Below are 22765 nucleotides of genomic sequence, written 5' to 3'. Positions count from 1 at the left end.
GTTACTCCGCCACCACGCTCGCAAAATGCGGGTCGAGGCTGAGGCGGGCGGCGTCGCCGGTCCGCCAGGACTGGGCGAGCGAGGCGCGCGCTTCGATCACGCGGCCGGTCTCCAGCCGGCAGAACACTCGCGCATAGCCAGCCGCCGCGCGCCGTTCGGTCACCGTGGCGAGCGCGCCCTCGGCGTCGGCGTTCCCAAGCGTCACGCCCTCGGGCCGCAGCAGCACGAGCGCCGGGCCGTCTGCGGCGCCGTCGGCGTCGAGGCGTCCCAGCGGCGTCTCGGCGCGGCCGCCGGAGACGCGGGTCTCGAACACCTCGACTTCGCCGAGCAGGCGCGCCGCGGCGAGGCTGGAGGGCTTGAGATAAAGCCGGTCAGGCCGGCCGTTCTGGATGATCCGGCCTTCGCTCATCAGCGCGACATGGTCGGCGAGGGCCAGCGCCTCCTCGGCGTCGTGGGTGACGATGAGGGTGGCCGCTTCGCTGTCTCGCAGGGCCTGGGCCGTGGTTTCGCGCAAGGACCCGCGCAGGCGCCGGTCGAGTCCTGAAAAGGGCTCGTCGAGCAACATGACGTCAGGCTTCGTGGCGAGCGCGCGGGCGAGTGCGACGCGCTGCTGCTCGCCGCCGGACAGCTCGTGCGGATAGGCTTTCGCGCGGTGGCCGAGTTCGACCGCTTCGAGCCGCGCGAGCGCGTCGGCATGCCGGTCCTTGCGCGCACCCTTGAGCCCGAAGGCGACATTGCCGAGCGCGGTGAGGTGAGGAAACAGGGCGTAGTCCTGAAACACCACCCCGCAGCGGCGTTCCTCGGGGGCGACATGGACGCCTTCGCCCGACCAGGCCCGGCCGGCGAAGGCGATGGCCCCGCCGTCGAGCTTTTCGAGTCCGGAGATAGCGCGCAGCAGGGTGGACTTGCCCGAGCCCGACGGGCCGAGCAGGGCGGTCACGCGGCCGCATTTCAGGGTGAGGTCCACCCCGTCCACGGCCGGCCGGCCCGGCGCGAAGCGCACCACCGCGCCGTCCACCGCCAGGCGGCGGTCGTCGAGCGCGAGCGGCTTCACCGGGTCGCCTCCTGCCCGGTGATGCGCCGGGCGATCCAGATCATCGGCGGCAGCGCGATCAGTGCGATCAGCAGCGCGGGCAGGGCGGCCTGACCCAGACGCTCGTCGCTGGCGTAGTTGTGGGCGGCGACCGCGAGGGTCTCGAAATTGAACGGGCGCAGGATCATGGTCGCGGGAAGTTCTTTCAGAACCTCCACGAACACAAGAAGCCCCGCCAGCATGGCGCCTGAGCTGACCAGCGGCCGGTGCACGCGCCAAGCGGTCGCGGCCGGTCCGGCGCCGAGCGTTCTGGCGGCCATGTCCAGCGTCGGGGTGACCCGGGCGAGCGCGCTTTCCGCGGGTGAGATGGCCGCAGCGGCGAAGCGGGACTGATAGGCGAAGATCAGCGCCAGGACCGAGCCGGTCAGAAGCGCGGGGAAGACCGAGCCGAAGGCCGAGCGCCAGGCCGCGTCGAGCCCGGTCTGCATCGCGCCGAACATCGCCAGCACGCCCAGCGCCGCGACGGAGCCCGGCACGGCGTAGCCGAGGCCTGCGAGCCTGGCGGCGAAGATCCCGCGCTTGCGCCCGCTTCTGAGCGCATAGGCGGCGGCGAAGCCGAGCACGGCGGCGACGAGACCCGAGATCGCGGCGAGGAAAAGCGAGTTGCCCGCCGCGTCGATCAGCCCGCGCGCCACAGGCGCGTCGAGCGCCAGCGCGCCGAGGCGCAGCATCGGGACGACGAGCCCGAGCGCGATCGGCGCGGCGCAGGCGAGGGCCGCCAGCCACGCGCCCATGCCCGAAAGCCGGACCCGGCGCGGCGGCCGGCGCTTGCCTGACGGCGCGCTCTGACGCGCGCGGCGGCGCTGGCCGCGTTCGACGGCGAAGAGGGCGAAGGCGATCACCACGAGGATCATGGCGAGCCGCGCGGCGTCGGCGGTCGCGCCTTCCCCCGCCCAGGCGCGTATCACGCCGACAGACAGGGTGGGGGCGCCCAGATGCACGACCGCGCCGTAATCCGCGAGGCTCTCCATCACCACCAGCGCAAGACCCGCGGCGATGGCCGGACGCGCCAGCGGCAGGGCGGCGCGCAGGAAGGCCGAGCGGGGCTGGTCGCCCAGCGTGCGGGCGGCTTCATAGGCGTCCGCGCTCTGCCCGGCGAAGGCCTCACGGGCGAGGAGGTAGACATACGGGTAGAGCGTCAGCGCGAACATCAGGCCCGCGCCGACAGGCCCGCGCACGGTCGGAAGGAACCCGAGCGGCCCTGCGGCCTGTGTGAGGTCGTACCAGGCATAGGCCGCCGCATAGGCGGGCATGGCCAGCGGCAGGGCCAGAAGCCATTCGAAGACCGCGCGGCCGGGGAAGACATAGCGCGAGACCAGCCAGGCCAGCGGCGCGCCGATGAGCGCGGCGAGGCCCGCCGCGATCACCATCACCGCGGCGCTATGGCCCAGATAGGCGGGCAGGCGCGTCGTCGCGATATGGGCCATGTAGTCGGTCCAGGGCCCGAAAACGGCGAGCGCCGCGACCGCCAGAAGCGGTGCGGCGCAGATCAGGGCCGCGATCGCGGCCGGCCAGACCGGGTTGAAGCGCGGGCGCGCGATCACGGCCAGCCGACGCGATCAAAGATGCGCTGGGCCTCGGCCGCGTTCTCGCCCAGCCGGTCGACATTGACCGGATCGGCGTCGATCGGCCCGTAGCCGGTGATGACCGGGTTGTCGTAGCGTGCGTTTTCGACGGCCGGGTACTCGTTGGTCAGCTCGGCGAAGGCGCGCTGCGCCTCGTCGGTCAGCAAAAATTGCAGGAAGGCGATGGCGCTGTCCCGGTTGGGCGCGCCGACCGCGAGCCCTGCGCCGGACACGTTCACATGCGCGCCCTGTCCCGCGAGATCGGCGACCACGAAGTCGACCGCGTCAGCGACCTCGCGATCGGCGGCGTCTTCGGAGCGCTCGAGCCGGGCCACGTAATAGTGGTTCACGATCGCCACGTCGCACTGACCGGCCGCGACCGCGCGAACCTGATCGGTGTCGCCGCCCTGGGGCGGGCGGGCGAGATTGGCGGTCACCGCGGCGGCCCAGGCCTCGGCGGCGTCAGGCCCTTCGGCCTCGATCAGGCCCGCAAGGAGGGACTGGTTGTAGACGTTGCCTGACGAACGCGCACAGATCCGGCCGCGCCATTTGGGATCGGCGAGCGCAGTGAAATCGGAGACTTCCGACGCCTCGACACGATCAGGCGCATAGGCGATCCCGCGCACCCGGGTGGCGAAGCCGAACCAGTCGTTCTCGGGGTGGACGAGATTTGTCGGCACTTCGGAAAGCGCGTCCTCGAGCTCGGGCGCAGGCTGGAACAGCCCGGCCTGCTCGGCGCGCCAGAGCCGGCCCGCGTCCACCGTGATCACCACGTCCGCCGGGCTGCGCTCGCCGTCTGCGCGGATGCGCTCGATCAGCAGATCGCCGCCCGCCTCGACCACGTTCACCTCGATGCCGGTCTCTTCGGTGAAGGCGGCGTAGACCGCGTCGTCCGAACTGTAATGCCGGGCGGAAAAGATGTTCACCACGCCGGCGTCCTGCGCCCCGGCGTTCCCGCCCTCGGCGGTGGTCCCGCCGTCCGAACAGGCCGCGATCAGGGCGGCGGAGGCGAGCAGGGCGGCTCTGGATACGGCGGCGGTGATCTTCATGACGGCTCCCGGTGGGTGCGGCGCAAGACGGCGCGAAAGCATTGTGCGGGCCTGCGTGCCACTTTTGCGAACTCTTCGCAAGTGCGGCGCTCCGCCACGGTTCGGCGAATTTCGCGATGGCGGGAGGGTGAGGGGGTGTTTAGCGTGCCGGTCAGGGCAGAGGAGACTGGTCATGGCGATCGCGGTTTTTCTCATCGTCGCGTTCGGGTCGAGCTGGGCGATCGCCTGGGGGCTGCAGGCCACGGGCGGCCCTGAAGCCGCCGGCGCGATGACGGCGCTGTGGTTCCTCGCTTTCATGTTCGGCCCGGCGATCGGCGCGCTCGTGGCTGCAGGCCTGTTTGATCGGGACCGCTTTCTGCAGGCGCTGAGCCTCAGGCCGATCCGCTGGAAGGCGGTGATCGTCTGGGTGCTGCTGGGCTGGGCGATCGCGATCGTTCTGGTGATCGCTGCGCTCGGCGTGACGCTTCTAGTTCTGGGCCAGCCGCCCGCCGACGCTGCGGCGCGCCTGGCCGAACAGGTGCAGGCGCAGGGCGTGGAGCTGCCGATGAGCGCTGAAGCGCTGCTCTGGCTCACGATCCTGGTCAACGTGCCGATCGGAATCGTCATCAATACGATCCTCATCACCGCGAACGAGGAGCTGGGCTGGCGCGGCTGGCTGCAGCCCAGGCTGAAGCGGCTGGGCTTCTGGCCCGTCTCCATCGTGATCGGGGTGATCTGGGGGCTGTGGCACGCGCCGATCATCCTGATGGGACACAACTACCCGGGCATGGGCTGGACCGGGGTCGGGCTGATGGTGGTCTTCACCACGCTGGTCTCCCCCTATTACACGCTCGTGCGCGAGCGCTCGGGCCATGTCGTGCCCGCCGGCGCGCTTCACGGCGCGATGAACGCGACCGCAGCGGTCGGAATCCTGTTCACGCCTGAGACCGGCTGGCCCTGGAACGGGCTCGTCGGCGCGGCCGGCTTCGCCGTCATGTTCGCAGGCTGGGCGCTGATCGCGCTTTATCGCCGCAGCAAACCGGTCGTGGGCTGAAACGAAAAAGCCCGGCCGCAGGGTCCGGGCTATTCGCCGCGTGAGCGGGAAAATGGTGGGCGGCACAAGGATCGAACTTGTGACCCCTTCGGTGTGAACGAAGTGCTCTACCGCTGAGCTAGCCGCCCGAAAGAGGACGCGTGACTTACCCGCCGGGACCGGCCCGGTCAAGCATGCCGGGCGCCCGTGTGGCGGGCGCCGCTTCGCTTTGTTTCGAGGACGAATTTAATACCCGTACACCGCGTGGCATAATTTTATCGTGATCGGGGCCACGTCACACTTTCGTCAAAGACAGATTCCATCTATGAGGCACGCAACGCTCGGAACTTTGAGGGACGGGCGTCCGTTTCCAGCTCATAACCACACACCCCGCGCACGCGCACTGGCGACGCGTGAAGCGAAGGAGGTTCTCCCCATGGCCAGCAACGACTTCTGCACCCGTGAAGGCGCGCTTCGTCTCAAAGAACGGATCGAAGCCTACTGGAAAGAGCGTGGCTACGATGTGAACATCGAGCTGCACGAAGCCGGCTTCATGCCCGCCATGCGGTCTGCACGCACCGACGTGCGGTCCAACATGGTCAACGGCATGCCCAAGCCTGCGAACGACCGCGGGGCCGAGCGCCGTAGCGCCTAAGCTCCCGATTCTGCAAACACTCCGGCCAGCAGCGCCGGAGCTTCGTTCCAGTGACTGAAGAGCCGGTCCGCACCCAGCGTGCGGGCCGGCTTTTCGCTATAGCCCCCCGAGAAAAGCACCGACCGCGCGCCTGCGGCCCTGGCCGACAGGGCGTCCGGCTCGGAATCGCCGACCAGCGCGGTCTTTGCATCCGCCGGCCCGCCGATCGCAACTTCGAGATGGCGCGGATCAGGCTTTTTCGCCGGCGCGTCCTCGGGTCCGATGATCCGCACGAACCGATCCGCCATGCCGAGCTCGTTGAGCAGGGCCACGGCGAGGCTGGTCGGCTTGTTGGTGCACACCGACAGCTCAGCGCCGTGCGCGGCGAAGAGATCGAGCGCGTCGATGACGCCTTCGAATGGGCGCGATTCGATCGCGATTTCCGACCTGTAGGTGTCCATGAACACGTCGAGGCGCCGCTCCACCGTCGCTTCGTCGGGCTCGGGCGCTCCGGCGCGCTCATAGGCGCGGCGGATCAGCGCGCGGGCGCCGCGGCCGACCATGGCGCGTACGGCGGCGACGGGGACGGGGTCGAAGCCCTCAGATCTGGTGCAGGCGTTCAGCGCGCGCACGAGGTCGGGCGCGGTGTCCACCAGCGTGCCGTCCAGATCGAAGGCGATGCGGGCGCCCCTGAACACGTCGAAATCAGGCTTCATCGGAATTCCTCGTAGCGGACGCCTCGCGCCGGGCGTTTTGATAGGCTATAGCCGCGCCAGCGGCGTTTGCGAGCCCCGCCGCACGCTAAATTCAGGAGCGTTTCATGAGCACCCGACCGCGCGCCGCCGTCGTCCTCGCCGCCGGACACGGCACGCGGATGAAGTCCGCATTGGCCAAGCCGCTGCACCCGGTCGCGGGCCGGTCCATGCTGGACTGGTCGCTGGATCTGGCCGCGAAATCGAGCGCCGGACGCACCGTGGTGGTCTGGGGCGCGCACTCTCCGGCCGTCAAGGAGCGCGCCGAGGCTGCGGGCGCGGCCACCGCGCTGCAGGACCCGCCCCAGGGTACGGGCGACGCGGTCAAGCAGGCCGCCGAGGCGCTTTCAGATTTCGACGGCGACGTGATCGTGCTCTACGCCGACACGCCGCTGATCCGGCCTGAGACGGTCGAGGCGGTGTTCGCCGCGCTGGAAGCGGGCGCGGCGGTGTCGGTTCTGGGTTTCGAGCCTGAAGATCCGGGCCAGTACGGCCGTCTGATCGAGACCGCCGAGGGTGATCTCGACGCCATCGTGGAGGCCAAGGAGGCCAGCCCCGAACAGCTCCAGGTCCGGCTGTGCAATTCCGGCGTCCTGGCGTGCGACGGCAAGCTTCTTTTCGAGCTTCTGGGCGAGGTGACCAACGACAACGCCAAGGGCGAATACTATCTCACCGACGTCGTGGCGCTGGCGCGCAAGCGCGGGCTCAAGGCCAAGGCGGTGCGGGCTGACGAGGAAGAGGTTCTGGGCGTGAACTCACGGGTCGATCTGTCGGTCGCAGAGGCCGCCTGGCAGGCCCGCCGCCGCCGTGAGGCGATGCAAGCGGGCGCGACCCTGATCGTACCGGAGACCGTGGTCTTCAGCCATGACACGGTGGTGGAGAACGACGTCGTGATCGAGCCCAATGTCGTTTTCGGCCCAGAGGTGACGATCCGCTCGGGCGCGATCATCCGCGCCTTCTCCCATCTCGAAGGCTGCGAGGTCGCCGGCGGCTGCGAAGTCGGCCCTTACGCCCGGCTGCGTCCCGGCGCGGTGCTCGAAGAAGGCGCCAAGGTGGGCAATTTCGTCGAGGTGAAGAAAACCCGGCTCGGCGCGGGCGCCAAGGCGAACCATCTGGCCTATCTGGGCGACGGTGAGGTCGGCGCGGGCGCGAATATCGGGGCCGGGACGATCTTCTGCAATTACGACGGCTTTTTCAAAAACCGCACGATCGTGGGCGAGGGCGCGTTCGTGGGCTCCAACAGCTCGCTCGTCGCGCCGGTCACCATAGGTGCGGGCGCGATGGTCGGCTCGGGCTCTGTGGTGACGGATAACGTGCCGGACGACGCCCTGGCGCTGGCGCGCGCCGGCCAGACCACCAAGGAAGGCTGGGCGAAGCGCTTCCGCACCGCGATGAAAAAGAAAAAAGACGCACAGAAGAAAGGTTAGGCGCATGAAGGACGGACTGACGACGCTCGAGGACCGCCTTTCCGACAAGGCCCTTCTGAAGACCGACAGCTTCATCGCCGGCGGCTGGGTCGGCGGCGAGAAACGCTTCGCCGTGAATAGCCCGGCGGACCGCTCGCGGGTCGCCGAGGTGGCCGATGTCGGCCGGGCCGGCGCGATGAAGGCGGTCGAGGCCGCCGCGAAAGCCTTCGAGACCTGGAAGAAGACCTCGGTCTACGAGCGCGCGCGGATCGTGCAGCGCTGGCATGACCTGATCCTGGAGAACGTCGCCGATCTGGGCACGATCATCACCGCGGAGATGGGAAAGCCCCTGGTCGAGGCGCGCGGCGAGGTGGCCTATGGCGCGGGCTTCGTGGCCTGGTCGGCCGAGGAAGCCAAGCGCATCCACGGCGAGACGCTGCAGACCCCGTTCCCGGGTTCGCGCGGCTGGACGATCCGCCAGCCGGTGGGCGTGGTCGCCTGCATCACGCCGTGGAATTTCCCGTCTGCGATGATCACCCGCAAATGCGCCCCGGCCATGGCGGCGGGCTGCACGGTGGTGGTCAAGCCCGCCCCCGAAACCCCGCTCTCCGCGCTGGCCCTGGCCGAGCTGGCCAGGCGCGCCGGGATCCCTGACGGCGTGTTCAACGTGGTCTGCGGCGAAGCCTCCGAGATCGGGCCGGTCCTGACCGGGTCCGACGTGGTCCGCATGGTCGGTTTCACCGGCTCCACTGAAGTGGGCAAGCTGCTGATGCGTCAGGCGGCGGACGGCGTGAAACGGGTCAGCCTCGAGCTCGGCGGCAACGCGCCTTTCCTGATCATGGACGACGCCGATCTCGACGCGGCCGCCGACGGCGTGATCGCCAGCAAGTTCCGCGCGGCCGGCCAGACCTGCGTCAGCGCGAACCGCATCATCGCGCAAGGCGGAATCGCCGATAAGCTGATCGAGGCGATCAAGGCCCGCATGGAAAAGCTCAAGGTCGGTTCGGGCTTCGAGGACGGGGTGAATTTCGGCCCCCTCATCCATGACGAGGCTGTCGCCCGCGTCGACGAACTGGTCAAGGACGCCAAGTCCAAGGGCGCGAAGGTCCATCTGGGCGGCACGCCGCTGGCCGACGAGCTGGGCGGGGCGTTCTATGCGCCGACTCTGATCGAGGGCGGAGAGGATTTCGAACTCGAGCTGTTCAGAAACGAGATTTTCGGCCCCGTCGCCTCGGTCTACCGCGCCAAGGACGAGGCGGAGATGATCCGGCTCGCCAACGACACGCCCTATGGGCTGGCCGCCTATGTCTACACCCGCGACGTGAACCGGGTGCACCGGCTCTCCGAAGGGCTCGATTTCGGCATGATCGGTGTGAACGCGCCCATGGTCGGCTCGCCCGCCACGCCGTTCGGCGGGGTGAAGGAATCCGGCATCGGCCGCGAGGGCGGCAAATGGGGCGTGGAGGAGTTCACCGAACTCAAATTCGTCCTGCTCGGCGGAGTGGACACGTGAGCGGGGCGAGCCGGCAGAAAGCCTTCGCCGCGGCCGCGGCGCTGGAGCTTGTCGAAAGCGGCATGACGCTGGGCCTGGGCTCGGGCTCGACGGCGGAACTCTTCGTCGGTCTGCTGGGCGAAAAGCTCGCCTCGGGCGATCTCGAGAGCGTGCGCGGCGTCGCCACGAGTTCCGGCACCGCCCAGGCCGCCGAAAAGGCCGGCGTGCCGCTGATCGACGTCGATCACGTCGTGCGCATCGACCTGACCGTGGACGGCGCGGACGAGGTCGACGGCCGGTTCCGCCTCATCAAGGGCGGCGGGGCGTGCCTGTTGCGCGAGAAGATCGTCGCGCATGCTTCCGACCGCATGGTGGTGATCGTCGACGAGACCAAGCTGGTCGAGACGCTCGGCGCCTTTCCGCTGCCGGTGGAGGTCGACCCGTTCGGCTTCACCATCACGGCGAAGAAGGTGTTCGACGCCCTGCGCGCGGCCGGGGTGAAGCGCCCCGACGTCTCCCTGCGCCGCAAGGCCGACAGCGGCGAACCGCTGATCACCGACGGCGGGCACTACATCCTCGACTGCGCCTGCGCCGCCATCCCCGATCCCGAAGCCGCCGCGGCCTTCCTCAACGCCGTGCCGGGCGTGGTCGAGAACGGCCTGTTCATCGGCCTCGCCCGCACCGTCATCGTCGGCGAGGACGCCGGGGTGAAGGTGCTGGAGGTGTAGGCGGGGGCGGGCTGTGCTATGATCGGCTCATGAGCGAGCACAAGCGCATCAACGTCACCGTCAGCCGAGACGTGGCCGACGCGGTGAACCAAGCGGTCGGGGACGGCGAGTACGCCTCCTCCGGCGACGTGGTGCGAGAGGCGTTGCGCGACTGGACCGAAAAGCGCCGTGCGCGCGCCCAGCCTGACGATCTGAAAGCCTTCATCGCCGAAGGCCTCGCCGAGGAAGCTTCAGGCCGCCTTGTCGATTTCGATCCTGAAGCGGTGAAGGCGGCCGGGAGAGCCCGATCCCGCGCCGGTTGAGACTGACGCCGCTTGTTTCCGAAGAGCTAGGCGACGCATCCCGACGCCCCGTTTTATACGAATATGCCTCACCTGCCGCGCAATCTCGCGCCAGCTTTGCTAGGCTCACCTTACGCAACACCCGAGGGGCCTTCACAATGATCCGCATGCTTTTCGCCGCCGCCGCTGCTGCGGTGCTGTCCGCGTCCGCCTTCGCTCAGGACGCCGATTTCACCGAGCGCGAGCGCCTGGCGCTCGAAACCGTCGAGCTGACCGGCGCCACCGATCTGGTCTTCGCCACGCTGGACACCATGGCGCCAACCATGCGCGCCCAGTTCGCTCAGGCCTCGCCGAACTCCACCGACGCCCAGCTCGACGCCGCCATGGCGATCGTCATGGAGGGCTTCCGCGAGCGCCGCGGGATGATGGAAACCGAACTCGCAGCAGTCTACGCACGCAATCTCAGCGCCGAGGACCTGCGTGCGGTCAATGCGTTCTACCGCACCGAAGCCGGCCAGCGCATGGTTGCGGTCACGCCGACGATCATGACGGAGTCCTCCGCAGTCGGTGAACGGATCGCGCTGGACATCTTTGAACAGCGCGGCGCAGAGATTTTCGGCGCCATGGGGCTCGAGACCGAGGAGTAGCCGCAGGCAGCGCGGCGTTTGACCTTTCGGCCCGGACCCCGCATCTCTGGCGCGAGCTTTAGCGAAGCGCCGGGGAGAGACGCATGGCGGAATACGAGTACGACCTGTTCGTGATCGGGGCGGGCTCCGGCGGGGTCCGCGCCGCGCGCATGAGCGCGATCAAGGGCGCGAAGGTCATGATCGCCGAGGAGCACCGGCCCGGCGGCACCTGCGTGATCCGCGGCTGCGTGCCGAAAAAGTTCATGGTCTACGCCTCGGGCTACCGCAAGCAGGTCAAGCAGGCGCGCGATTACGGCTGGGACCTGCCTGAAAAGCCCGCCTTCGACTGGCCGCGCTTTCGCGACGCGATGAACGCCGAGGTCGACCGGCTGTCGGGCATTTACGCGAGGAACCTCAAGAACACCGGCGTTGATTTGGTCGAGGAGCGCGCCGAGATCATCGGACCGCACGAGGTGCGGCTGTGCGCCTCGGACCGCGTGGTGACGGCGAAACACATCCTGATCGCCACGGGCGGGGTCCCGAGCAAGGACTGGGACCTGCCCGGGGTCGAGCACACGATCAGCTCCAACGAGCTGTTCCACCTCAAGAAACTGCCAGAGCACATCGTCATAGCGGGCGGCGGCTATATCGCGTGCGAATTCGCGCAGATCTTCGCCGGCCTGGGCGTGAAGACGTGCCTTGTCTACCGGCGCGACACGGTGCTGCGCGGCTTTGACGAGGACGTGCGCACCTTCGTGCATGAAGGCCTGAAAGCGTCGGGCGTGCGCGTGATCACGCACACCGTGTTTGAAAAGATCGAGCCGATCGAGGATCGCGAGGGCTGGAAAAAGCTCACCCTGGCCAACGGCGACGAGATCGAGGCCGACCAGATCGTCTTCGCGATCGGCCGCAAGCCCTACACCGAGGGGTTGGGCCTTGAGAACGCCGGGGTCGAGATCGATGAGATCGGCGCGATCAAGGTGGACGCGTATTCAAAGACCAGCGTCGACCACATCTACGCGGTCGGCGACGTGACCAACCGGGTGAACCTCACCCCCGTGGCGATCCGCGAAGGCGCGGCCTTCGCCGAGACCGTGTTCGGCGGCAAGCCCACCGCCTATGACCACGACCTCATCCCCAGCGCGGTCTTCACCCAGCCGCCGGTGGGCACGGCCGGTCTGACCGAAACCGAGGCCCGTCACGCGTACGGCGGGGCGGTGGACGTCTACAAGACCAAGTTCCGGCCCATGAAGGGCATGATCACCGACAGCCCGGACTGGATGACGATCAAGCTCGTGGTGCGCCAGTCCGATCAGGTCGTGCTGGGGGTGCACATGGTCGGCGACGACGCGCCGGAGATCATCCAGGCGGTCGGCATCGCGGTGAAGGCGGGCCTGACCAAGGACCAGTTCGACGCCACCTGCGCAGTGCACCCCACCGTCGCCGAGGAACTCGTCACCCTGCGCGAAAAATGGGTCCCGCCCGAGCTCGCCGCGGCGGAGTAGGGGCGTCTGTCGGGAAACCCTCCCCCTCTGCCGGGAAGGGGAGCGCCAGGGCCTGCAAGGTCTGGCGCTCTACGATCCCCACCCCACCCGTCCGCTACGCGGACACCCTCCCCATCAAGGGGAGGGAGTTGCGGTTGAGCTTCATGCTCTGACGTTTCCAAGAGTGCGGCGTCTTACTCCCTCCCCCTCTGTGGGGAGGGTGGGCCGGACCGAAGGTCCGGGTCGGGTGGGGGAGCGCCAGCGTCTGCAGAGGATGGCGCTCTACGGTCCTGCGGGCCCCGCCGCGACCCTCTGCCGCCGCGGGGTTCCGTGCGCGCGGTTCGGCGCTATCTTTGCATGAGAGCCGGAAACGACCGGACGATGAGGACGTGCGACATGACCGCCTGGAGCCCTGACAGCTGGCGCAGCAAGCCGGCGCTGCAGCTGCCCGACTATCCCGACGCCGACGCGCTGAAGCGTGTCGAGGCCGAACTCGCGCGCCGCCCGCCGCTGGTCTTCGCCGGCGAGGTCAAGCGATTGAAGCGCCAGCTCGCCAATGTCGCAGCTGGTCAGGCCTTCCTTCTGCAGGGCGGCGATTGCGCGGAGAGCTTCAAGGAGTTTTCCGCCGAGACCGTGCGCGACACCTTCCGGGTGCTGCTGCAAATGGCGGTGGTGATGACCTTCGCGAGCGCCAAGCCGATCGTGAAGGTCGGCCGTATCGCCGGGCAGTTCGCCAAGCCGCGCTCGGCGCCGACCGAGACGATCGACGGGGTGGAGTTGCCGAGCTATCGCGGCGACTCGATTAACGACATGGCCTTCACGTCCGAGGCGCGCGTGCCCGATCCAGAGCGGCTGATCCGCGCCTACGACCAGTCCGCCTCGACGCTCAATCTTCTGCGGGCGCTGGCCTCGGGCGGCTATGCCGACCTTCACAACGTCCATCAATGGACGCTCGATTTTCTGGCGGGCAGCCCGGCGGGCGCGCGTTATCAGGAATACGCCGACCGGATTTCCGAGGCGCTGGCCTTCATGCGCGCCTGCGGGGTGACGCCGGACGGCGCGCCCTCGCTCGAGGGCGTGGACTTCTTCACCTCCCACGAGGCGCTGCACCTGCCGTTCGAGGAGGCGATGACGCGCATGGATCGCCAGACCGGGCGCTGGTACGCGACCAGCGCGCACCTCAGCTGGATCGGCGACCGCACGCGCCAGCCCGAGGGCGCGCACGTCGAATTCATGCGCGGGATCGAAAACCCGGTGGGCCTGAAATGCGGGCCGTCGCTCGATCCCGACGAGCTGATCCGCCTCATCGACGTGCTCAATCCGCGTGACGAGCCCGGCCGGCTGGTGCTCTACGTCCGCATGGGCGCGGACAAGGTCGCCCAGGGCCTTCCGCCGCTGGTGCGCAAGGTGAAGGCGGCCGGCCGCACCGTGGTCTGGGCGTGCGATCCGATGCACGGCAACACGCAGAAGACCTCCAACGGCTACAAGACGCGCGATTTCGACAAGGTGCTCAAAGAGCTCAAGACCTTCATCGAGATCGTCCGCGCCGAAGGCGCCGAGCCGGGCGGGGTGCATTTCGAGATGACCGGCCAGGACGTCACCGAGTGTGTCGGCGGCGCTGGACACCTGTCCGAAGCCGATCTGTCGAGCCGCTACCACACCCATTGCGACCCGCGCCTGAACGCCGATCAGGCGCTGGAAATGGCCTTCCAGATCGCCGACGCGCTCAAGCCTGCGCAAGGCATGCGGACGGCGGCGGAGTAGGTATCTCCTCCCCCGTTCACGGGGGAGGTGTACGCGAGGCGGACGGAGGGGGCGAGCGCCCGCCCCTCGGCAAAAACAAAACCGCCGCCCGGTCTCCCGGACGGCGGTTTCACCGCTCTGACAGGCGGTGGAAGGCTTAGATGTCCTTCAGGGCCGAAGCCGGACGGAAGGCCAGCTGGGTCTTGGCCTTCGACATCATCTTCTCGCCGGTGCGCGGGTTGCGCACTTCGCGCGCTTCGCGGTGCTTGGCGTGGAAGGTGCCGAAGCCGGCCAGCTGGACGGAGTCGTCCGTCTTGGCCGCCGCCACGACCGCGTCGACCAGGGCGTCGATCGCGTCGCCGGCCTGGGCGCGGGTAATGCCGGCTTTGTCTGAGATGGCTTTGGCGAGTTCGGACTTGTTCATCGAGGGATCCCCCCTTTTTGGGTTTTTGGGCGCGCCCGATCCCGCTTCGGTCCGGCCGCGTCGTCGTCAGACTGCGCCATGAAGCGCGATTCTGTAGGCGGAATGCAAGGCTATACAGGCGAAACGGCTGATTTTGGCGGCAGGGGGCGCGGGCGTTTGCGAAATATGGTAAACAAAACCTAGCTTAAGCGGCCTGTTGTTTGCGTTTGGGAAACCATGACCCGGACAAGCGCACCATTTCTGAACAGAATCGCCAACACCGGCCTTGCGGTCGCCGTGACCGTGATGGGCTATGCGGGCTTCATGCATCTCTTCGGCCAGGACCTTCTGGCGTGCCTGGTCGGCGCGGTGCTCGGCGGCTTCACGCTGGGCAAGCTGACCCGCGCCTCCCGCCAGGCGCAGACGCGCTAGGCCAGCATCGCCGCGGCGATGATCGCGACCGCCTGCATGACGGCCGCGCCGATCATGACCAGGACCAGCATGGTCAGGGCGATCACCGCCGCCTTGATCACGCGTCCAGCGCCCGTGCGGGCGACGTCCTCGGGCAGCCCGCGCGCCAGCGTGATGAAATAGGCCGCCGTGATCGCGAACACCGACCATGTCGGCGGGTTCGATCCGGCGAAAAGAAAGCCTGTGAACGCGATGCCCACGACGCTGCCCGCGGTCAGGGCCGCAAAGATCAGATTGAGATTGACCGCGAACGGCCGGCGCGCGCCGAACCGCCCCAGCACGAACACGCTGAGCGCAGTGAACAGCCCCACTATGGGAGCATGCAGGACCGCGGCGATGTTGCCGTAGGTCGAGAAGAACGCTTGCGGATCGTCCCCGATGACCATGGCGAAGGTTTCCGCCTGCTCCTCCGGGATCTCCGCCAGCGACCGCTCGAGGATGCCGCCATATCCGCCCCAGACAAACGAGATCGCCACCTGCAGGCCGATCAGGGCGAGAAACAGCCGGACCGGCGGGGTGTAGCTGTCCCGGTCTCGCGCCGCGATCGTCTCCATCACCCGGCGCGGCCGGACCCAGAGATCGACGAGCGTGCGCAGGCTGCGCAGATTGAAGCCCAGCGTGTCCTCAAGCAGGCCGCCACGATCTTCGCCGCCGTCCTTGCGCGGCTCGGGGGCGCCCGCGCCGGTCACAGCTTCACCAGCATCTTGCCGATATTCTTGCCCTCGAAGAGGCCCTGGAAGGCTTCGGGCGTCTTCTCGATGCCCTCATAGACGGTGTCGCGCGTCTTCACCTTGCCCGCCATCATCCAGCTCGACAGGTCCTGGATGAACTGGCCCTGCAGGTCGAAATGATCGGACACGATGAAGCCCTGGATCATCAGCTTCTTGGCGACGATCTGGGTCATGTTCGTCGGGCCGGGCAGGGGCGTGTCGTCGTTATAGCGCGCGATCATCCCGCAGGCGGCGATCCGGGCGTGCGGTTTCAGCACGTCGAAGGCGGCCTGAAGGTGATCGCCGCCGACGTTTTCGAAATAGGCGTCGATCCCGCCGAAAGGCTTGCCCGCCTCGCGCACGGCCTTGGCGAGATCGCCGGCGGCCTTGTAGTCGACCGCCGCGTCAGCGCCGATCTCCTCGCAGAACGCGGTCTTTTCAGGCCCGCCCGCCGTCGCGATCACGTTCGCGCCCATCGCCTTGGCGAACTGGATGCCCGCAGAGCCGACCGCGCCTGCGCCCGCGCTCATCCACAGCGTCTCGCCTTCTTTCAGATCGATGCAGCGCTTGATGCCGACATAGGCGGTCATGCCGGTCAGCCCGGCGATCCCCAGATAGGCTTCGGGCGGCAGGAGATCGGGATCGACCTTGGACATCACCGCGCCGGCCGGTCCGGTCCAGCCCTCGCGCCAGCCCATCATGCTCATCACCCAGTCGCCCTCGGCGTAGTCAGGATGGCTGGACTTCACCACCTGACCGACCGCGCCGCCTTCCATGGCCGCGCCGATCTGGAAGGGATCGATATAGGTCTTGATGCCCGTCATCCGGCCGCGCATGTACGGGTCGACGCTGAGCCAGGCGTTTTTCACCTGGATCTCGCCCTCGCCCGGATCGGGCAGGTCGACCTCGGCGAGCTCGAAATATTCGGGCTTCACCGGTCCGATGAAGTGCTGGGTCAGGCGGATTTCGCGGCTTTTCACGTCAAGGAACTCCGGTTGCGGATGGGGCGGCGCTGGTGGCCTGCATCATTTCAAGCATGGAGACGCCGTTGAACTCCAGAACCGCCCAGGCGGCGCCGAATTGCAGAACGCCGACGATCAGTAAGCTCGGGAAGAGCGCCAGGACGACCAGAAGTGTGAGCAGGATCAGACGCCCCGCGCTCAATTGAAGGGCGCTGGAACCGAGCCTGATGATCTGAATGAAAAAGATCAGGAAGGTCGACAGCTGGAGGATGAAAAACACCTCGAGACTGATCAGCCGGCCGGCCATGAGCGGTATCGCGACCAGCGTCATCGCATTGGTCGCAATGAGATAGATCAGCACATGCCCGAACCATGTCACCGACGGCTTCACCAGCTTCAGGATCACGATGAAGATCGCCGAGGCGATCAGCGTGATCGGCCAGGTGAACACCCCGCCCCAACGCGCCAGCGCGGCGTCCACGCGGGCCGGATCGGCGCCCTGCGCCTGGATCGACGCGTAGGCGGCGTCCACCTGACCAGGCGGGACCAGTGAGCCGATGCTCAAAGTGAGCGGAGCTTCGAAAAAGGCGCCGGCGCTGAAGAACAACCCGGCGAGCACGGCGAACAGCTTGAGCTGGGAGATGTGGGTGTCGGCCCGGTCGAACGCGGCGCGCGCCGCCTTGCCGGGGAACAGCAGCGTGTCCACGAGGGTGCGGAAGATGCGTCGTTCGATGCCGACGCCCGCCGCCTCGGCGATTTCCGACAGGCTGGGCCCCGCCGGGCCGGCCGGCGACTTGCGCGACTTCTCGGTCATGTCCGCCTCCCCGCAGAACGCATACGCATCATGCCCCAGCCTCGCCCCGGCGCAAGACTTCGAAACCAAACGTGACAGGGCGCACCGCTTGCGCGGGCGGGCTTGGCGTGCACAGTCACGCGCCATGACGAAGAGCGAAAAACCCTTGCGCGCCGGGGTCGTAGGCGCGGGCGTCTTCGGGGGCTATCACGCATCGAAATACGCCGGGCTCGACGATGTCGCGTTCGTGGGCGTGTTCGACCCGGTCTCCGATCACGCCGAAAAGCTTTGCGGGGCGCATGGCGGCCGGCATTTCGACAGCCTCGCCGGGCTGATCGAGGCGTGCGACGTGATCACGGTGGCGAGTCCGGCGGTGTTTCACCATGACGCGGCGCGCCGGGCGCTGATCCAGTCCCGCCCTGTGCTCGTGGAGAAACCCATCGCGGCGACGCTCGAAGAAGCGCGCGAACTCGTTCAGCTCGCCGAACTCAACAAGGTGGCGTTGCGCGTCGGCCATCAGGAGCGGTTCGTCTTCGCCGCCATGGGCCTGTTCGGCGATCTGCCGCGGATCAGAAGCCTCAGCGCGCGGCGCATGGGCCCGCCGGGCGTGCGCAATCTCGACGTCTCGGTGACGCTGGATCTGATGATCCACGATATCGATCTGGCGCTGGCTCTGGCCGGCGGCCGCCCCGACCGTGTCGAAGCGGAGATGATCGAGAACCGCGCCGAGCTCGCCGACCATGTCCGCGCCGAGCTTCACTTCCCCGGCGGGGTGGTCTGCACGCTGGAATCAAGTCGCGTGGCGGCGGGCCGCGACCGGGTCATGGCGATCGAGTACGAGAACGGGGCGAGCGTTTCGGTCGACTTCATCGCCAAGAGCTTCGACAATCCCGATCGCCTCGATCTCGACCCCGACTTCGCCGACAAGCCCGACGCGAAGGACAGCCTGGGCGCAAACGTTGCGGCCTTCGTGAAGGCTGCGCGCGGCGGAACGAACGGCCCTGCGGCGGACGGCGCGGCGGGACTGCTCGCGCTCGAGACCGCTCTGCGCATCGACGAGGCCGCCGGATCGCGCTCACGCGTTTGATTTCAGGCCCGGTCTCGGGTAGAGCCCGCATCCGCGCGACAGCCCCGTCGGCGCGCCTTGAAAAGAGCCGTTCATGACCGTCAAAGTCCGCTTCGCCCCGAGCCCGACGGGCCGCCTGCACGTGGGCAACGTGCGCACCGCGCTGATGAACGTGCTCTATGCGCGCGCGCATTCCGGGCAGGTGCTGCTGCGGATCGACGACACCGATCTCGAACGCTCGACCGCCGAATACGAGCAGCAGATCAAGGACGATCTGAGCTGGCTCGGGCTCGACTGGGACGAGACCTTCAACCAGTCCGCCCGCTTCGACCGCTATGAGGCGGCCAAGGCCGACCTCATCGGAAAGGGCCTGCTTTATCCGTGCTACGAGACCGAGGACGAGCTCGACAGAAAGCGCAAGATCCAGCGCGCCCAGGGCAAGCCGCCGGTCTATGATCGCGCCGCGCTAAAGCTTTCCAGTGAAGAGCGCGCCGCGCTCGAGGCCGAGGGCCGCACGCCGCACTGGCGCTTCAAGCTCTCGGGCGGCCGGATCGAGTGGACCGATCTCGTGCGCGGGCCGAGCCATATCGAGACCAGCTCGGTCTCCGACCCGATCCTGATCCGCGCCGACGGCAGCTATCTCTACACCCTGCCCAGCGTGGTGGACGACATCGAGGCGGGGATCACCGACATCATCCGCGGCGAGGACCACGTCACCAACTCCGCCGCCCAGATCGAGATTTTCGAAGCGCTGGGCGGAAAGGGCGCAGCGCCGCGCATGGGCCATTTTCCGCTTCTGGTCGGCCCGGACGGGGAAAAGCTCTCCAAGCGCCTGGGTTCGCTCGCCATCGCCGATCTGCGTACGGTGGAAGGGTTCGAGCCGATGGCCGTGCTCTCCCTGCTCGCCAAGATCGGTACGTCCGACCCGGTGGAGATCCGCGACAGCGTCGACGCGCTGGCCGCGGAGTTCGATTTCGCCAAGATCTCCCGCACCCCGGCGAAGTTCGACCCGGCCGATCTCGCGCGCCTGAACGCCAGGCTCGTGCACGGCCTTTCTTATGAGGCGGTGAAGGACCGGCTGTCGGAACTCGGCGCGGACCGCGGAGAGGCGTTCTGGACGACCGTGCGGCCCAATCTCGAGCGGGTGCGCGAGGTGGCCGAATGGCAGAGCCTGGTCGAAGGCCCGGTCGAGCCGATCATCGATGACGCGGACTTCGCCGCCGAGGCCGCCGCCCTGCTGCCCGACGATCCGCTGGGGCCGGACACCTGGGGGGAGTGGACGAGCGCGCTGAAAGAAAAGACCGGCCGGAAGGGCAAACAGCTCTTCATGCCGCTGCGCCTGGCGCTGACGGGGCAGGAGCGGGGGCCGGAAATGGCCGCGATCCTGCCGCTCATCGGGTCGGAGACCGCGAAAAAGCGCCTCTCAGGCGAGACCGCCTAGCGCTGCTTGATGCGCCCGGCCTCGATCAGCTGGGCGAACATCTCTTCAAGGCCCGGCTCGATCGCGCGGTATTCCATACCGAGCGATGCGCGTGACTTCGTGTTGTCCGCCCTGAACGGCCAGCCGACATTGCGCGAGACCATGCGGCGGGTGAGCGTGGGGTCGGCCATCGGCCCCACCAGCCAGACCATCCATTTGGGAAGCTCGGCCTTTGGCAGCGGATAATCGCCGCCGAAGCGCGCGCGCAATATCTCCGCGATTTCCATAAGCCGCGTCGTCCGCGCCGAGACGATATGCCGGCCTTCCGCGCCGGGCAGGAAGCCCGCGCGGATATGCGCTTCGGCGACGTCGCGCACGTCCACCGCGCCGATCTCGAGATGCGGCACGCCGGTCTTCAGCGCGCCGTTTCCGATCCGGCTGATCAGCGACAGCGATTCAGAGCCGGCGCCGGGATCGATCGCCGGACCGATCACGAAGCTGGGATTGACCGCCACGAGCCGCCAGCGATCCTGGGCGTCCGCGATGCGCCAGGCTTCGCGTTCGGCCTCGGTCTTTGAGAAGGAATAGGGCTGGTGGCCGAGCGTCGAGGAGGTGTTCCAGACATCCTCGGTCAGCACCCCGCCCGGCGCGTCGGCGAGATCGGCGTTGTCGCCGTAGATCGCCGCACAGGAGGAGGTCAGCACCACCCGCTCCACGCTCTGGGTGCGGTTCGCCGCGCCGAGTGCGTTGCGCGCGCCGTTCACCGCCGGATCGACCAGGTCGCGCTTTGCGTCCTTGATGTCGAGCCGGAAGGGCGAGGCGGTGTGGAACACCACCCGGCAGCCCGCCATCGGCGCGTCGAAGTCCTCGGGGTTTTCGAGATCGGCCTTGAAATAGCGGATCTCGCCGGCGCTGCGTGCAGCGAGCGCGTCGAGCGCGGCGCGCTTTTCTTCGTTCGCCGGGTCGCGCACCGTGGCGTGCACGGTCAGCCCCAGCTCGAGCAGGCGCTCGATCAGCCGGCCGGCGACATAACCGGTGGCGCCGGTGACCATCACAGGCGCGTCGCGCGCGATGTCCAGGGCTGGGGAGGAGGCTTCGGTCTCTGCGGTCATGGACGTCTCCGGTCAGATCGTCCCATCGTGCCGGATCAGGACCGAGGCGGCCAGAGCCCGCCGGTCAGCGTGGCCCGCCGCCAGTATCGTTTTCGTTTTCGTTGCGCCGCTGTTGGCGCTCGGCTTCGCGCTCGCGCCGGCGTTCCTCAGCCTGCGCGTGGCGTTCAGCCTCGGCCTCCGCGCGTTCGCGCTCGCGTTCGATCCGGGCCATCGCCGCGGCGAGTTCGCCCGGTCCGCCTTCGAGCTCGACATCGGGCGGCAGCGGGGCGAGCGGCGGGCGCGGCGGCTCTCCGGCGCTTTGCAGGATCACTCGGATCGGCTCGCCGAGTTCGGCGCTGCGGATCTCGAAGCTGAAGCTCTGCTCGTATCCGGCCTTTGCGGCGCCCTGTTCTTCCAGCGCGCGCAGGGCGCCTTCGAGCGCCTGATGAGCCGCGGCCAGGGCTTCGCCGTGCGCTTCGGACCGCATGTCGATGGACTGCTCGACCTCGGCGATGGCGCGTTCGAACGCGGCGCGCGCCTGTTCCATCTGTGCGCGGCGCTGGGCGATGCGTTCGGGGTTCACCGAAACGGTCGTGCGCGTGGCCGTCGCGCCGTCGCAGGCCGCCACAGCGAGCCCGTCGGGAAGACCGCGCGCTTCGGCCCCGCAGACATGCCGGAAGGTTTCCGCGACCAGACCCGACGCGCCGCGGAAATCCGCGCCCGTGAGGTTCACTGCGACGAAGCGCGCGCCGTCGAGCCGTGCGTTCCGGAAGTCGGCGTTGGACAGATCGGCGTTCTCGAAGATCGCCTGATCGAGCTCTGCGCCGCGAAGATCGGCCGCCGTCAGACGCGCGCCGAAGAAGTGGGCCTGGCCCATCTTCGCGCCGCGCATGTCCGCGCTCTGGAAGTCGGCCTGGCGGAAGACCGCGTCGCGGGCTTCGGCCTGGCCGAGATCGGCGGAGGTGAAATCAGCGAGCAGAAAGACCGCGCCGTCGAGCTGGGCGCGTTCGAGCCGCGCGCCGCCGAAGCGCACCCGGTGCAGGCGCGCGCGGCCGAAGCCGACATGTTCAAGGTCCGCGTCTTCGAGCGAGACGTTCGCCAGCCGCGCCTCGGTCAGCGAGGCGTGCGACAGGTTCGCGCCGTCGAGCGTCAGGTCCGCCAGGCGCGCGCCCAGAAGCTCGGCATGGGAGAAATCCGCGCCTGAAAAGTCGCCGCCCAGAAACTGCGCGCCGGCGAGATTGGCGTCCGCGAAATCGCAGGCCGGGCAGTCTCCGCCGATCACGAGCCGGCGGTGCGGATCGTAGGCGTCGGCCTGGCCGGCGGCGAGCGCGGCGAGGCAGGCGGAGAGGAAAAGGGTGCGCAAGGCCATGCTCGCGAACCTAGTAAACCCGGCTGCAGAACGCGACTTAAATCGCGGTAAGCGGACGGTCAGCTGCAAGACAGGATGCGCAGGCCGGCCGGCAGCCGGGTGCGCGCGTCGCCGCAGGCGGCGTCGAGCTGGGCCTGGGTCAGACCGCGAGCGGTCTGAAGCTCCGCGCCGGACAGGATCGCCCCGTCCAGCGCCGCACCGCTCATGTCCGCGCCGCCGAAATGGGCGCCCACGAGATTGGCGCGCCTGAGATTCGTGTTTCGGAAACTCGCGCCGGTGAAACGCGCGCCGAACAGGTTCGCCACCGACATGTCCGCGCGGTCGAACCGCGCGCCGTTCATCGTCGCAAGGCTGAGATCGGCCTGGCGCAGCCGCGAGCCGGCGAGGTTCACGCCGGGCAGGTCGCGGTAGGTCAGGTCGGCCTGGAAGAGATTGCAGTTCGGGCAGTCGCGCCCGGCCTGCAGGCGCGCGATTTCCGAGGCGTTCTGCGCTGCGGCGGCGCCGGCGGCGGCGAGCAGCACGGCAATCGCGGTCAGGAACTGTTTCAACATGGCACGCCCTCTTTCTTCGCGCTGGGGCCTCGCTGCAAGCCGCGGGCCTGAGCGGGGGCGGGCG

Annotated in this window: 23 protein-coding genes and 1 tRNA gene; 12 read left to right on the top strand and 12 right to left on the bottom strand. The window is 68.3% G+C overall.

Annotation, left to right across the window (positions count from 1 at the left end; all coding sequences use genetic code 11):
* Position 1: 1 nt before the first annotated feature.
* From ABL308_13945 to ABL308_13935, 3 genes are read right to left on the bottom strand one after another with little or no spacing between them, the layout of a single operon-like run.
* Positions 2-1054, bottom strand: coding sequence for an ABC transporter ATP-binding protein (locus ABL308_13945; GenBank protein XBQ16044.1), 1053 nt, complete (start codon positions 1052-1054; stop codon positions 2-4).
* The gene (locus tag ABL308_13940; protein ID XBQ16043.1) at positions 1051-2637 is read right to left on the bottom strand and encodes an iron ABC transporter permease; all 1587 of its coding nucleotides are present in this window, start codon (positions 2635-2637) and stop codon (positions 1051-1053) included. The genes ABL308_13945 and ABL308_13940 overlap by 4 nt, the downstream gene beginning before the upstream one ends.
* On the bottom strand, positions 2634-3707 hold the full coding sequence (locus ABL308_13935) for an extracellular solute-binding protein (GenBank protein ID XBQ16042.1): 1074 nt from the start codon (positions 3705-3707) through the stop codon (positions 2634-2636). Before ABL308_13935 ends, ABL308_13940 begins: the two co-directional genes overlap by 4 nt.
* Positions 3708-3879: 172 nt before the next feature.
* On the opposite strand from ABL308_13935, the gene ABL308_13930 reads away from it, so the two are divergent.
* Positions 3880-4740, top strand: coding sequence for a CPBP family intramembrane glutamic endopeptidase (locus ABL308_13930; protein XBQ16041.1), 861 nt, complete (start codon positions 3880-3882; stop codon positions 4738-4740).
* A gap of 53 nt (positions 4741-4793) precedes the next feature.
* Here ABL308_13930 and ABL308_13925 read toward each other — a convergent pair.
* Positions 4794-4868: transfer RNA gene (locus ABL308_13925), tRNA-Val, on the bottom strand.
* Positions 4869-5155: 287 nt separating this feature from the next.
* Between ABL308_13925 and ABL308_13920 the strand changes: the two genes are divergently transcribed.
* Positions 5156-5374: a phosphoglycolate phosphatase gene (locus ABL308_13920; protein XBQ16040.1), complete on the top strand. Its 219-nt coding sequence runs from the start codon at positions 5156-5158 to the stop codon at positions 5372-5374.
* Here ABL308_13920 and ABL308_13915 read toward each other — a convergent pair.
* On the bottom strand, positions 5371-6069 hold the full coding sequence (locus ABL308_13915; protein ID XBQ16039.1) for an HAD hydrolase-like protein: 699 nt from the start codon (positions 6067-6069) through the stop codon (positions 5371-5373). The genes ABL308_13920 and ABL308_13915 overlap by 4 nt on opposite strands.
* 104 nt (positions 6070-6173) lie before the next feature.
* Here ABL308_13915 and glmU point away from each other — a divergent pair, with 104 nt between their 5' ends.
* The 7 genes from glmU (at position 6174) to ABL308_13880 (ending at position 13886) form a co-directional block, all read left to right on the top strand.
* Positions 6174-7532 (top strand): bifunctional UDP-N-acetylglucosamine diphosphorylase/glucosamine-1-phosphate N-acetyltransferase GlmU, encoded by a 1359-nt coding sequence (glmU, locus tag ABL308_13910; protein ID XBQ16038.1) that lies wholly within the window; start codon positions 6174-6176, stop codon positions 7530-7532.
* Positions 7533-7536: 4 nt separating this feature from the next.
* Positions 7537-9024 (top strand): NAD-dependent succinate-semialdehyde dehydrogenase, encoded by a 1488-nt coding sequence (locus ABL308_13905; GenBank protein XBQ16037.1) that lies wholly within the window; start codon positions 7537-7539, stop codon positions 9022-9024.
* On the top strand, positions 9021-9731 hold the full coding sequence (rpiA, locus tag ABL308_13900; GenBank protein XBQ16036.1) for a ribose-5-phosphate isomerase RpiA: 711 nt from the start codon (positions 9021-9023) through the stop codon (positions 9729-9731). The genes ABL308_13905 and rpiA overlap by 4 nt, the downstream gene beginning before the upstream one ends.
* Positions 9732-9760: 29 nt before the next feature.
* On the top strand, positions 9761-10033 hold the full coding sequence (locus tag ABL308_13895; GenBank protein XBQ16035.1) for a ribbon-helix-helix protein, CopG family: 273 nt from the start codon (positions 9761-9763) through the stop codon (positions 10031-10033).
* A gap of 137 nt (positions 10034-10170) precedes the next feature.
* The gene (locus ABL308_13890) at positions 10171-10659 is read left to right on the top strand and encodes a DUF2059 domain-containing protein (protein XBQ16034.1); all 489 of its coding nucleotides are present in this window, start codon (positions 10171-10173) and stop codon (positions 10657-10659) included.
* Between the two features lie 83 nt (positions 10660-10742).
* On the top strand, positions 10743-12143 hold the full coding sequence (gor, locus tag ABL308_13885; protein XBQ16033.1) for a glutathione-disulfide reductase: 1401 nt from the start codon (positions 10743-10745) through the stop codon (positions 12141-12143).
* Positions 12144-12518: 375 nt separating this feature from the next.
* A complete protein-coding gene (locus tag ABL308_13880) occupies positions 12519-13886 on the top strand; it encodes a 3-deoxy-7-phosphoheptulonate synthase class II (GenBank protein XBQ16032.1) in 1368 nt (455 codons plus the stop codon).
* 136 nt (positions 13887-14022) lie between these two features.
* Here ABL308_13880 and ABL308_13875 read toward each other — a convergent pair whose 3' ends face one another.
* On the bottom strand, positions 14023-14289 hold the full coding sequence (locus ABL308_13875; GenBank protein ID XBQ16031.1) for an HU family DNA-binding protein: 267 nt from the start codon (positions 14287-14289) through the stop codon (positions 14023-14025).
* Between the two features lie 216 nt (positions 14290-14505).
* On the opposite strand from ABL308_13875, the gene ABL308_13870 reads away from it, so the two are divergent.
* A complete protein-coding gene (locus ABL308_13870; GenBank protein XBQ16030.1) occupies positions 14506-14700 on the top strand; it encodes a hypothetical protein in 195 nt (64 codons plus the stop codon).
* Here the strand turns inward: ABL308_13870 and ABL308_13865 are convergent.
* From ABL308_13865 to ABL308_13855, 3 genes are read right to left on the bottom strand one after another with little or no spacing between them, the layout of a single operon-like run.
* Positions 14697-15428 carry a hypothetical protein gene (locus tag ABL308_13865; GenBank protein XBQ16029.1) on the bottom strand — a complete coding sequence of 244 codons (732 nt, stop codon included), beginning with the start codon at positions 15426-15428 and terminating at the stop codon, positions 14697-14699. The genes ABL308_13870 and ABL308_13865 overlap by 4 nt on opposite strands.
* Entirely contained in the window at positions 15425-16429 is a 1005-nt protein-coding gene (locus ABL308_13860) for an NADP-dependent oxidoreductase (GenBank protein XBQ16028.1), read from the bottom strand. Before ABL308_13860 ends, ABL308_13865 begins: the two co-directional genes overlap by 4 nt.
* Before the next feature lies 1 nt (position 16430).
* A complete protein-coding gene (locus tag ABL308_13855) occupies positions 16431-17225 on the bottom strand; it encodes a hypothetical protein (protein XBQ16027.1) in 795 nt (264 codons plus the stop codon).
* A gap of 124 nt (positions 17226-17349) precedes the next feature.
* On the opposite strand from ABL308_13855, the gene ABL308_13850 reads away from it, so the two are divergent.
* Together ABL308_13850 and gltX are read left to right on the top strand one after the other, a co-directional pair.
* A complete protein-coding gene (locus ABL308_13850) occupies positions 17350-18291 on the top strand; it encodes a Gfo/Idh/MocA family oxidoreductase (GenBank protein ID XBQ16026.1) in 942 nt (313 codons plus the stop codon).
* Positions 18292-18364: 73 nt separating this feature from the next.
* Positions 18365-19711 (top strand): glutamate--tRNA ligase, encoded by a 1347-nt coding sequence (gltX, locus tag ABL308_13845; protein XBQ16025.1) that lies wholly within the window; start codon positions 18365-18367, stop codon positions 19709-19711.
* Here the strand turns inward: gltX and ABL308_13840 are convergent.
* The 3 genes from ABL308_13840 to ABL308_13830 form a co-directional block, all read right to left on the bottom strand.
* A complete protein-coding gene (locus tag ABL308_13840) occupies positions 19708-20802 on the bottom strand; it encodes an NAD-dependent epimerase/dehydratase family protein (GenBank protein XBQ16024.1) in 1095 nt (364 codons plus the stop codon). The two genes, gltX and ABL308_13840, sit on opposite strands and share 4 nt — an antisense overlap.
* 64 nt (positions 20803-20866) lie before the next feature.
* Positions 20867-22144, bottom strand: coding sequence for a pentapeptide repeat-containing protein (locus ABL308_13835; protein ID XBQ16023.1), 1278 nt, complete (start codon positions 22142-22144; stop codon positions 20867-20869).
* 65 nt (positions 22145-22209) lie between these two features.
* Complete coding sequence (locus ABL308_13830; GenBank protein ID XBQ16022.1) at positions 22210-22701, bottom strand: pentapeptide repeat-containing protein; 492 nt, start codon at positions 22699-22701, stop codon at positions 22210-22212.
* Positions 22702-22765 lie beyond the last annotated feature (64 nt).

Source organism: Oceanicaulis sp. (genome assembly GCA_040112665.1).
In the GTDB taxonomy this organism is placed as follows: domain Bacteria; phylum Pseudomonadota; class Alphaproteobacteria; order Caulobacterales; family Maricaulaceae; genus Oceanicaulis.
This window is presented reverse-complemented; position numbering and strand designations above follow the sequence as displayed.

Bases quoted from the DNA above. Each gene is read 5' to 3' on its own strand.
- ABL308_13935 (XBQ16042.1), bottom strand. From the start codon at position 3,707: ATGAAGATCACCGCCGCCGTATCCAGAGCCGCCCTGCTCGCCTCCGCC.
- ABL308_13930 (XBQ16041.1), top strand. From the start codon at position 3,880: ATGGCGATCGCGGTTTTTCTCATCGTCGCGTTCGGGTCGAGCTGGGCG.
- ABL308_13920 (XBQ16040.1), top strand. From the start codon at position 5,156: ATGGCCAGCAACGACTTCTGCACCCGTGAAGGCGCGCTTCGTCTCAAA.
- ABL308_13915 (XBQ16039.1), bottom strand. From the start codon at position 6,069: ATGAAGCCTGATTTCGACGTGTTCAGGGGCGCCCGCATCGCCTTCGAT.
- glmU (XBQ16038.1), top strand. From the start codon at position 6,174: ATGAGCACCCGACCGCGCGCCGCCGTCGTCCTCGCCGCCGGACACGGC.
- ABL308_13905 (XBQ16037.1), top strand. From the start codon at position 7,537: ATGAAGGACGGACTGACGACGCTCGAGGACCGCCTTTCCGACAAGGCC.
- ABL308_13895 (XBQ16035.1), top strand. From the start codon at position 9,761: ATGAGCGAGCACAAGCGCATCAACGTCACCGTCAGCCGAGACGTGGCC.
- ABL308_13890 (XBQ16034.1), top strand. From the start codon at position 10,171: ATGATCCGCATGCTTTTCGCCGCCGCCGCTGCTGCGGTGCTGTCCGCG.
- gor (XBQ16033.1), top strand. From the start codon at position 10,743: ATGGCGGAATACGAGTACGACCTGTTCGTGATCGGGGCGGGCTCCGGC.
- ABL308_13880 (XBQ16032.1), top strand. From the start codon at position 12,519: ATGACCGCCTGGAGCCCTGACAGCTGGCGCAGCAAGCCGGCGCTGCAG.
- ABL308_13875 (XBQ16031.1), bottom strand. From the start codon at position 14,289: ATGAACAAGTCCGAACTCGCCAAAGCCATCTCAGACAAAGCCGGCATT.
- ABL308_13870 (XBQ16030.1), top strand. From the start codon at position 14,506: ATGACCCGGACAAGCGCACCATTTCTGAACAGAATCGCCAACACCGGC.
- ABL308_13855 (XBQ16027.1), bottom strand. From the start codon at position 17,225: ATGACCGAGAAGTCGCGCAAGTCGCCGGCCGGCCCGGCGGGGCCCAGC.
- ABL308_13850 (XBQ16026.1), top strand. From the start codon at position 17,350: ATGACGAAGAGCGAAAAACCCTTGCGCGCCGGGGTCGTAGGCGCGGGC.
- gltX (XBQ16025.1), top strand. From the start codon at position 18,365: ATGACCGTCAAAGTCCGCTTCGCCCCGAGCCCGACGGGCCGCCTGCAC.
- ABL308_13840 (XBQ16024.1), bottom strand. From the start codon at position 20,802: ATGACCGCAGAGACCGAAGCCTCCTCCCCAGCCCTGGACATCGCGCGC.
- ABL308_13830 (XBQ16022.1), bottom strand. From the start codon at position 22,701: ATGTTGAAACAGTTCCTGACCGCGATTGCCGTGCTGCTCGCCGCCGCC.